11 protein-coding genes are annotated in these 9,215 nt (G+C 53.5%); all 11 read left to right on the top strand.

Annotated elements, in window-relative coordinates; all coding sequences use genetic code 11:
* Nucleotides 1-699 (top strand): segregation/condensation protein A (locus VFG09_03130; GenBank protein ID HET6514127.1); only part of this gene is annotated, 699 nt, incomplete at its 5' end.
* A 151-nt stretch (nt 700-850) separates the two neighbouring features.
* Nucleotides 851-1,294: a 50S ribosomal protein L9 gene (rplI, locus tag VFG09_03125; GenBank protein ID HET6514126.1), complete on the top strand. Its 444-nt coding sequence runs from the start codon at nt 851-853 to the stop codon at nt 1,292-1,294.
* Complete coding sequence (gene dnaB, locus VFG09_03120) at nt 1,291-2,661, top strand: replicative DNA helicase (protein ID HET6514125.1); 1,371 nt, start codon at nt 1,291-1,293, stop codon at nt 2,659-2,661. The genes rplI and dnaB overlap by 4 nt, the downstream gene beginning before the upstream one ends.
* Nucleotides 2,658-3,266 (top strand): molybdenum cofactor guanylyltransferase, encoded by a 609-nt coding sequence (locus VFG09_03115; GenBank protein HET6514124.1) that lies wholly within the window; start codon nt 2,658-2,660, stop codon nt 3,264-3,266. Before dnaB ends, VFG09_03115 begins: the two co-directional genes overlap by 4 nt.
* Nucleotides 3,254-3,472: a twin-arginine translocase TatA/TatE family subunit gene (locus tag VFG09_03110; protein ID HET6514123.1), complete on the top strand. Its 219-nt coding sequence runs from the start codon at nt 3,254-3,256 to the stop codon at nt 3,470-3,472. Before VFG09_03115 ends, VFG09_03110 begins: the two co-directional genes overlap by 13 nt.
* Nucleotides 3,465-4,613, top strand: a complete 1,149-nt coding sequence (alr, locus tag VFG09_03105; GenBank protein ID HET6514122.1) for an alanine racemase — start codon at nt 3,465-3,467, stop codon at nt 4,611-4,613. The genes VFG09_03110 and alr overlap by 8 nt, the downstream gene beginning before the upstream one ends.
* Before the next feature lie 117 nt (nt 4,614-4,730).
* Nucleotides 4,731-5,240 (top strand): ferritin family protein, encoded by a 510-nt coding sequence (locus VFG09_03100; GenBank protein ID HET6514121.1) that lies wholly within the window; start codon nt 4,731-4,733, stop codon nt 5,238-5,240.
* Between the two features lie 103 nt (nt 5,241-5,343).
* Nucleotides 5,344-6,072, top strand: a complete 729-nt coding sequence (locus VFG09_03095; GenBank protein ID HET6514120.1) for a lipid-binding SYLF domain-containing protein — start codon at nt 5,344-5,346, stop codon at nt 6,070-6,072.
* 243 nt (nt 6,073-6,315) lie between these two features.
* Nucleotides 6,316-7,515, top strand: a complete 1,200-nt coding sequence (locus VFG09_03090; protein ID HET6514119.1) for an acetylornithine transaminase — start codon at nt 6,316-6,318, stop codon at nt 7,513-7,515.
* Complete coding sequence (gene argF / locus VFG09_03085; GenBank protein ID HET6514118.1) at nt 7,512-8,417, top strand: ornithine carbamoyltransferase; 906 nt, start codon at nt 7,512-7,514, stop codon at nt 8,415-8,417. Before VFG09_03090 ends, argF begins: the two co-directional genes overlap by 4 nt.
* The coding region (locus VFG09_03080; GenBank protein ID HET6514117.1) for a ribonuclease J at nt 8,418-9,215 on the top strand (798 nt) is incomplete at its 3' end.

Genomic DNA, 9,215 nt, shown 5'->3' with positions numbered 1-9,215 from the left:
ATTACCCACCAGTATCTCGAGTATATCGAGATCATGAAGGAACTTGACCTCGACATCGCCGGGGAGTTTCTCCTCATGGCAGCAACGCTCATCCAGATCAAGTCGAAAATGCTCCTCCCGGTGGATGAAGCGGTGAGAGACGAAGATATGGAAGACCCGAGATTCGAGCTCGTCCAGAGACTCATCGAGTACCAGGCGTTCAAGGATGCGACCCTCGCCTTCAGGGAAAGGGAGGAAGAGTGGATAAACGTCTTCTCACGCGATGTCCCCCTCGAGGGAAAGGCCGAGCACATCGTTGTCGGTGACGAGGCGTTCGGAGGGGATTCTGAAGAGGATCTCGGAGAGGACAGTTCATGGAGCTCCGAAAGCCTCGAGCTCTTCGAACTCAATATCTTCGACCTCATCTCGGCATTCAGGAAGGTACTTGAGAAGGCGCCGCCGGACGTTGTCGCGATCACGAGGGAGGCCTTAACCGTCAAGGACAGGATATCCTTCATCGTCGAGAAGCTCGATTTTCAGAATGCCGTCCGCTTTCAAGACCTCCTCGATGGCAATATCACGAGGTCCTTTCTCATTGTCACGTTTATCGCCCTCCTCGAAATCCTGAGGCTCGGGCTGGCGAGGGCCTATCAGGAACGGGATTTTGGGAACGTCTGGATTATCAGGAAGCAGGATTCGACAGCCGGAGAGGCAGCATAGATATCTCAAGAAGGCCTCTGTCCTGTGGTGATCATTGTCTCAGCACCTCGCGCTCGAACAGCCCAAAACGATCTGTTTATGGTATAATTTTTTACACAAAATCAGACCGCAAAAGTTTGATCATCTATTGAGGACTGAAGGGGGTCATGCCATGAAAGTAATTCTCAAGGAAGATGTGAAGAGTCTCGGGACCGTCGGGAGCGTGGTGAATGTCGCCGACGGATATGCCCGGAACTATCTGATACCGAAACATCTTGCGGCCGAGGCGAACACCAAGAACATAAAGGCATTGGAGCATGAGAAGAAGAAGATCGAGGAGCAAGCAAAGAAGATCAAGAACGCTGCCCTGAGCCTGTCGGAAAGGCTGTCGAGTCTCACACTCACTCTGGGCGCTAAGGCGGGTGAGGAAGAGAAGCTCTTCGGTTCTATTACAACCATGGATATTGCAGAGGCACTCAAGAAGGAAGGCTTCGATGTCGACAGGAAAAAGATCGTCCTTGATGAGCCGATAAAGAGGCTCGGCACCTTCTCTGTCGGCGTGAAACTCCACCATGATGTCACTTCCCAGGTAACCATACAAGTAGTACCGGAATGAGGGACGGCGATTTAGCCCTTGACAGGCTCCCTCCTCAGAATGTTGAGGCGGAACAGTCTGTCCTCGGCGCTATCCTCTTAGACAACGAGGCCATCTCAAAGGCATTGGAGATCCTTTCCCCCGACGATTTTTACCGGGAAGCTCACCGGAGGATCTTTGATGCGATGATAGAACTCTATGAAAAGAACGAGGCCATAGACCTCATCACGGTCACCGATACCCTCAAGCGCAAGAACGACCTCGAGGCTGTGGGAGGCGTCACCTATCTTTCGAGCGTCGCCGGCCAGGTCCCGACGGCTGCGAATATCCGGTACCATTCGAAGATCATCAAGGAGAAGGCCCTTCTCCGGGGTCTCCTCTCTTCAACGACAGAGATTGCAGCAAAGGTTTATGAGTCTTCCCTCGAGCCTGATGAACTCGTCGATTTTGCCGAAAGGTCCATCTTCAACATATCCGACAGACGTACGAAGACGTCCTTTTATCCTCTCAAGGAGGTGATAAAGAGCAGCTTTGAGATGATAGAGCACCTCTATGACCGGAAAGAGGCGATCACAGGAGTACCCTCGGGATTTACTGACCTCGATGAGTTAACAACAGGGTTTCAGCCCGGCGATCTCATTGTCATCGGGGGCAGGCCGTCCATGGGCAAGACTGCCCTGGGACTGAATATTGCGCAACACGTGGCCCTTGAGGCGAGGGAGCCTGTCGCTATTTTCAGTCTCGAAATGTCGAAGGAACAGCTCGCCCTGAGAATGCTCTGCGCTGAGGCGATGGTCGATTCAAACAGCGTGAGGAAGGGGTTCATCAAGAAGGAGGACTGGCATAAACTGACGAGCGCTGCCGGAAGGCTTGCCGAGGCGCCGATCTTTATCGATGATTCATCGGGAACAACGGTTCTCGAGATGAGGGCAAAGGCGAGACGATTAAAGATTGAACATCATGGCGGTCTCGGTCTGGTGGTCGTTGACTACCTCCAGCTCATGAGGAGCAGGGGCGGCTTCGAGAGGAGAGAGCAGGAGATATCTGAGATATCCCGTTCTCTTAAGGGACTGGCAAAGGAGCTGAGGGTCCCTGTTATAGCACTCAGCCAGCTGAACAGGGGAGTGGAACAGAGACACGACAAGAGACCGACCCTTGCAGACCTCAGGGAGTCGGGTGCTATCGAGCAGGATGCGGATGTCATCATCTTCCTTTACCGGGATGAGGTCTATAATAAAGAGAACCCCACGAACAAAGGCAAGGCAGAAGTCATTATTGCGAAACAACGTAACGGCCCTACCGATACCGTACATCTCACCTTTCTCTCGAGCTGCACGCGATTTGCTCAGTATACGGCAACCGAATACCGGTCGGAGGATGTTTTTTGACGGCGGCGATCCTTGCGGGAGGTGAAAACAGGAGGATCCCCTTTCTCAAGGCCTTCCTCACCGTCGGCGGCAGGACCATCATCGAACGCACCCTCGACGTATTGAAAAGGGTCTTCACCCGTATCGTGATAAACACCAACGACCCTGAACACTTCTTCCGTTTTGGCCTTCCCCTTGTCGGGGATATCAAAAAGGAGAGGGGTCCTCTGACGGGGATATTCTCTGTCCTCACCGCTACCGGTGATGATGCTGTCTTTGTCGTTGCCTGTGACATGCCGTGGATTAGCGAGGAACTTATCCGATACATGATAGAGAGATACAACGCGCAGACAGAAGACCGTGATCGCGGGTATGACGCCGTGATTCCCCTTTTCCAGGGCAAGACAGAACCCCTCTTTGGTGTTTATACGAGGAGGATTGCGAAGGTCATGGAAAAGATGGTCACGGACGGAAGGACCGGCGTGAATGAGCTGCTGGAGAAGTCGAAGGTCCTTTACGTACGTGAGGAGGAGGTCCGGAGCATTGACAGCGAGGGAAAGTCCTTTGTGAACATTAATACCATGGAAGACTACCAGAGGATTGGAGGTGCCTCATGTTCGGTTTAGGAATGCAGGAACTGATTATTATCCTGATAATCGTCCTTGTTCTCTTTGGCGGTTCGAGATTGCCTGAGATCGGAAAGGGTATCGGCCAGGCCATAAGGAACTTTAAGAAGGCGACTTCTGAACCTGATGAGATAGACGTGACACCCAAGAAGCCCGTCGACGAAAAGAAAGAGGAAAAGAAGGAAGAGACAAAGGGAAGTGCATAGAGGGGCGACGGCAGAGGTAGATCTCGACGCGATATCTCACAACCTCAAGGTCATCAGGAAAATAACTCACAGCCGTCCCGTGATCGCCGTTGTTAAGGCTGATGCCTATGGCCACGGCGCTGTCGAAGTTTCGAAGGTCCTCGCTGCCCGGGGGGTATCACACCTCGCTGTTGCCTATACCGGGGAGGCGGTAAAACTGAGAGAAGCGGGGATCACTTCGAGGATCCTCGTTCTCTTTGACCGGCACGGCATATCCGACTTTTTTGACTATGACCTTACGCCTGTCATCCATGACATCGCCACTGCTCTCAGTCTGTCTGAAGAAGCAAAGGCGAGAGGGCATCATCTCGATGTGCATGTGAAGGTCGATACCGGCATGGGGCGGCTCGGTATCAACAGCAGAGAGGTACTGAGAGCTGTCATGGCCATAGCAAAGACGGGTTACGTGAACGTTACAGGCCTCATGAGTCATTTTTCCGAGGCTGACATAGCGGACACCTCGTATGCAGAGGACCAGCTGAAGGCGTTCATGGCGATAAAGGAAGAGATATCAGGGGATCATAATAAAGGACTCTTGTGTCACATTGCCAACAGCGCGGCCACACTCTCCTTCGGGAAAGCACATCTCGATGCTGTAAGACCCGGCCTTATGCTTTACGGTTATTCGCCCTTTGCCGATCCCGGCAACGAGAGATCAGAACTTAGGGGGGAGAATCCGGTTGCTGACCTCAAACCCTCTATGAAGGTGAAGACGCGGATACTCTGCTTAAGGAGACTGCAAAAGGGAATGCCGGTGAGCTATGGCAGGACCTTTATCACACGAAGAGAGAGTCTCATCGCGGTCTTGCCGGTGGGGTATGCAGACGGTTACAGCAGGGCCCTTTCAAATAGGGCTGATGTCATTATCAGGGGGAAGAGGGTCCCCGTAGTCGGAAGGGTCTGCATGGACCTGACAATGGTCGATGTCACGGAAGTCCCGGGGATTGAAGAAGAGGACGAAGTGGTCCTCATCGGCAGGCAGGGTGACGAAGAGATAACCTTTCACGAAATCGCCGCGAAGGCAGGTACCATTTCATACGAGATCATGACAATGATCGGAAGCAGGTCGCAAAGGGTTTATCGCTCTGGAACAAGAGATTAGTCCGTCTTCTCTCCGGAGCCTTTGACTTTGGGCAGGAAAGGCGTTAGACTGAGGGCAAAGAGACAACGCTCGACTTGAGATTGAAGCTCGATAACCGTGATATGAAAGGAGGCCCCTTTGTCGGCGGACAAGGATCTGATCAGGGTTTTCGAATATGCCCTGAACCAGGAAGAGACAGGCAAAAGCTTCTTTCAAAATTCTCTGCAGCGGATGGGATGGGGAGCGGCAGTGAGTGCGTTCAACCAATTGATCAGGGAAGAGGAACAGCACATCCTTTTTATCAAGAACATCCTCAATGATCTGAAAAAAGGAGGCCCAGATCAGTTGGAGATCTGGAAGGAATTTGAACTCAAGCAGACCAATTTTTTTGACGACCGGGCCAAAGCGGAGTTTTTGCAGCAGTTGATCTACGAGTCGATGGTCCCGGACATCACCGTCTTCAGCGTCGCCTGGCTCATCGAGAAGGATTTGAGTGAGTTCTATGAAAACATGGCTGAGCAAACGCAGGGCAAGGTCAAAGAGGCCTTTACCATGCTTGCCGGATGGGAAAAAGGACATGAACGCTTCTTCCGTGAGTATCGTGAAAAATTGGATGAGATCTATGGTCACATGGCCTGGGGAGGATAAGTCCGTCGTGGCATGATTACCACACCGCAAGCGGGGAAGGTGTACGGGTCATGAGTAACGCAGGAAGCAACAATCATTAACGGAGGAGAAAAGAGGAGGCATTATGGAAAAGAGGAGATCGTTGTCATCGAACATCATAGGAATGGTTATCACCTTTGCAATGCTTTTGACGATGGGAATTGCCGGGCTGGGTATTGTCCCTGCTGCGGCCGATGATGCGTTGGACAGCAAACATCTCGTCGAGAAGGCTAAGATCACCTTTGACAAATTTGTTTCCAAGAAAGATAACCAGTCCTTTCGCGACCTCCTGAAGAAGGCGAAGGGGATTTTTATCGCTCCACAGATCCTGAAGGGCGCCTTTATCGTGGGTGCTTCAGGGGGGAGCGGAGTACTGGTGGCGCGCGATGAGAAGAGCGGAAAGTGGGCCGGTCCTGCCTTCTATACGATCGGCTCAGCAAGCTTCGGCCTCCAGATCGGCGGCGAGGCATCTGAGGTCATCCTCCTCGCCATGACGGAGCGGGGTGTCACCTCCCTCTTGGGGAGCAGTGTCAAGCTCGGTGCCGATGTCAGTATCGCTGCGGGGCCCCTCGGAGCCGGAGCATCCGCGGCAACGGCGAATCTCAGCGCAGACATCCTCAGTTTTGCCTATGCCAAGGGAGCCTTTGCAGGCATCTCTCTCGATGGGGCGATCGTGGAGGTCCGGGATGGGCTGAACAAGGGTTACTATGGGAAGAAGGTTGATCCCAAGGATATCCTGATCAAGCAAGACGTGAAGAACCCGCATGCTCGGGGGCTTCTTAATGCAGTTTCCAAGGCTGCCGGAGGGAAGTAAAGTAGTCATCTCTCATCTCTCGTGATTGACAGACCCGATCGAGGTGGTCTTCCGTACCGGTTCTCCACCCTTCGAGAAGGTTAGCAGCCGGAAATTGAGTTCCCGTGCACCTTCCGAAGCCTCTTCCGCCTGCACTAGGAGAGAAGGGACTCCTTCGGTCCCATCCTTAATTTTCCGCGTCCGAGGCGCCCCAAAAGTGCGTCCTGTTTGAATTTTTCCGGTGTTTTCGGTTATCATCTCTCTATGGATATCAGAAAAATCATTGAAGAATCGGGCCATTACATTATGAATACCTACACGAGGTCGCCTATTGTCCTGAGGAAGGGTAGGGGCATGAAGGTCTGGAGCACCGATGGAAAGGAGTATCTCGACTTTGTAGGAGGCATCGCGGTGAACGTTCTTGGTCACTGCCACCCGAAGGTCGTAGTTGCGCTCCAGAAACAGGCGCAGAGACTCCTCCACGTTTCGAATCTCTACCATAATGAGCCCCAGATCAGGCTCGCAAAACTCCTTGTGGAGCATTCTTTTGCTGACAAGGTCTTTTTCTGCAATTCCGGAGCAGAAGCGAACGAGGCAGCGATCAAGCTCGCGAGGAAGTACGCGAAGGAGAATCTTTCGGAGCACCACGTCGAGATCATTTCGACGGTGAATTCGTTCCATGGAAGGACGATGGCAGCCCTTTCCGCCACCGGCCAGAAGAAATTCCACAAGGGTTTTGAGCCGCTCCTCCCGGGATTTCGACATGTTGAATTCGACAACATTGATGCGCTGAAGAGGGCGATCACACGGGAGACCTGCGCCGTCATGCTTGAGCCGATCCAGGCGGAAGGCGGTATAAGACTGCCGTCGGCGGATTATCTGAAGGGCGTCCGTGAACTCTGCGACAGACATAAGATCCTGCTCATCCTTGACGAGGTACAGACCGGCATGGGGCGGACGGGAAGGCTCTTTGCCTACGAAAATTACGGTATCACTCCCGACATCATGAGCCTTGCAAAGGGGCTTGGAGGCGGCGTTGCCATAGGTGCGATGCTCGCAACTGATAGGGTGGCGTCTGCGTTTCATCCGGGCGACCACGCTTCCACCTTCGGCGGCAACCCCCTTGCCTCTGCCGCTGCAATAGCCACGATAGATACCCTTCTCGAAGACGGGATCCTCCTCGACCAGTGCAGGCGGATGGGGGCATACCTGATGAAGGGTCTTGATGAACTGAAGAGGGAACATTCATCGGTGATCAGTGATGTGCGGGGAATGGGTCTCCTCGTCGGCATGGAGATGACGAGGGAGTGTACGCCGATCGTGAAGGCCTGCATGGGGAGGGGAGTGATCATCAACTGCACTGCGGGGAATGTGTTGAGGTTCGTCCCTCCGCTCATCGTGCAGGAAAGGGATATAGACCACATGCTCGAGATACTCGATGAAGTCCTTGGGGGATTATTGTGAAGAGAGATTTTCTGACTGTCTGGGATCTGTCATCGGAAGAGATTGATTCCCTCCTGAAGCGCGCCCTGAAACTGAAATCAGGAGAGGACCGCAACTCCTGTCCCCTCATCGGGAAGAGTATCGGGCTCCTCTTCGAAAAGCCTTCTACAAGGACGAGGGTCTCCTTTGAGGCCGGCATCTACCAGCTCGGCGGTCAGCCGATCTATCTTCATACCGGTGACCTCCAGATGGGGAGGGGAGAGACGATTTCGGACACGGCCCGGACGCTTTCGAGGTATCTGAAGGGTGTCGTCATCAGGACCCATGCCCACGCAAGGATCGAGGAATTTGCATCGAGCGCAACCATTCCCGTGATCAACGGCCTTTCGGACCTCCACCATCCCTGCCAGATCCTTGCAGACATCATGACGATACTCGAGAGGAAGGGTCATGTGAAGGACATACGCTTTGCCTTTATCGGTGACGGCAACAATATTTCAAACTCCCTGATAGAGGCGGCAGTGAGGATGGAGATGGAACTCGTGATCGCCTGTCCCGAAGGGTATGAGCCCCATCCCGATATCCTCGATAGGGCCCGCGAGGACGGCAGGGGCGATATCATTATCCTGCGGGACCCGAAGGAGGCAGCGGGCAGGGCCGATGTGGTGTATACCGATGTCTGGGTGAGTATGGGACAGGAAAAAGAGGCTGAAGAGCGGAGGGCGAGATTCCGGCCCTACCAGATCAACAGCGCGCTGCTCTCCTGCGCCAGGAAGGACGCTATCGTGCTTCACTGTCTTCCTGCGCACCGGGGTGAGGAGATTACCGATGAGGTCATGGACGGTCCTCACAGTGCGGTCTTTGACCAGGCTGAGAACAGGCTCCATTCACAAAAGGCATTGCTTGAGTTTCTGCTGAAGTAATTGGAAAACACCCTCTCAATAATTCCCTTGGGCGGTGTCGAGGAGATCGGCATCAACAGCACCGTCTTCGAATACGGAGACGACATTATCGTTGTCGATGCGGGTCTGATGTTCCCCGAGGAGGACATGCTCGGTGTGGACTTTGTGATCCCCGACTACGCATATCTCATCGAAAACAGGTATAAGATCCGGGGGATCCTCATCACCCACGGCCACGAGGACCATACCGGCGCCCTGCCATTCTTGCTCAAGGAGCTGGGCGTGAGAAAAAGCGGGGCAGACATGCCTGCTCCCGAGGAGAAGGAGATCGATATCCCTATTTATGGGACACCCCTCACCCTGGGCCTCATAAGGGAGAAACTTGCCGAGCATCATCTCGAACACGTCAGGCTCATGTCTGTCAGGCCGAGGGACACGATACAGTTGGGTATTTTTACCGTCGAGTTCCTCAGGGTGACGCACAGCATCGTCGACGGTGTAGGACTCTGCATCAATTCCCCTTTCGGCAGGATCATCCACACCGGCGACTTCAAACTCGATCCAACCCCTGTCGATGGACAACTCATGGATTTCCATAAGTTTTCTGAGTACGGCGAAAAGGGGGTTCTCCTCCTCCTGTCCGACAGCACAAACGCTGAAAAGGGCGGATTCACCTTTTCCGAAAAGGAGGTGAGGAGGGCCTTTGAGGATATCTTCTCAAAGGCAAAGGGCAGGATAATCATCGCAACCTTTGCGTCGAATATCCACAGGATACAGCAGGCGGTCGACGTGGCGGGCATGTTCGGAAGGAAGGTGATC

It is taken from the genome of Thermodesulfovibrionales bacterium, assembly GCA_035686305.1.
In the GTDB taxonomy this organism is placed as follows: domain Bacteria; phylum Nitrospirota; class Thermodesulfovibrionia; order Thermodesulfovibrionales; family UBA9159; genus DASRZP01.
Note: the sequence above shows the minus strand (reverse complement) of the source record. Positions and strands in the feature narration are given on the sequence as shown.

What these genes read in the sequence shown, in the direction of transcription:
- VFG09_03090 (HET6514119.1), top strand. Translation starts at nt 6,316, where the DNA reads ATGGATATCAGAAAAATCATTGAAGAATCGGGCCATTACATTATGAAT.
- VFG09_03110 (HET6514123.1), top strand. Translation starts at nt 3,254, where the DNA reads ATGTTCGGTTTAGGAATGCAGGAACTGATTATTATCCTGATAATCGTC.
- dnaB (HET6514125.1), top strand. Translation starts at nt 1,291, where the DNA reads ATGAGGGACGGCGATTTAGCCCTTGACAGGCTCCCTCCTCAGAATGTT.
- rplI (HET6514126.1), top strand. Translation starts at nt 851, where the DNA reads ATGAAAGTAATTCTCAAGGAAGATGTGAAGAGTCTCGGGACCGTCGGG.
- VFG09_03095 (HET6514120.1), top strand. Translation starts at nt 5,344, where the DNA reads ATGGAAAAGAGGAGATCGTTGTCATCGAACATCATAGGAATGGTTATC.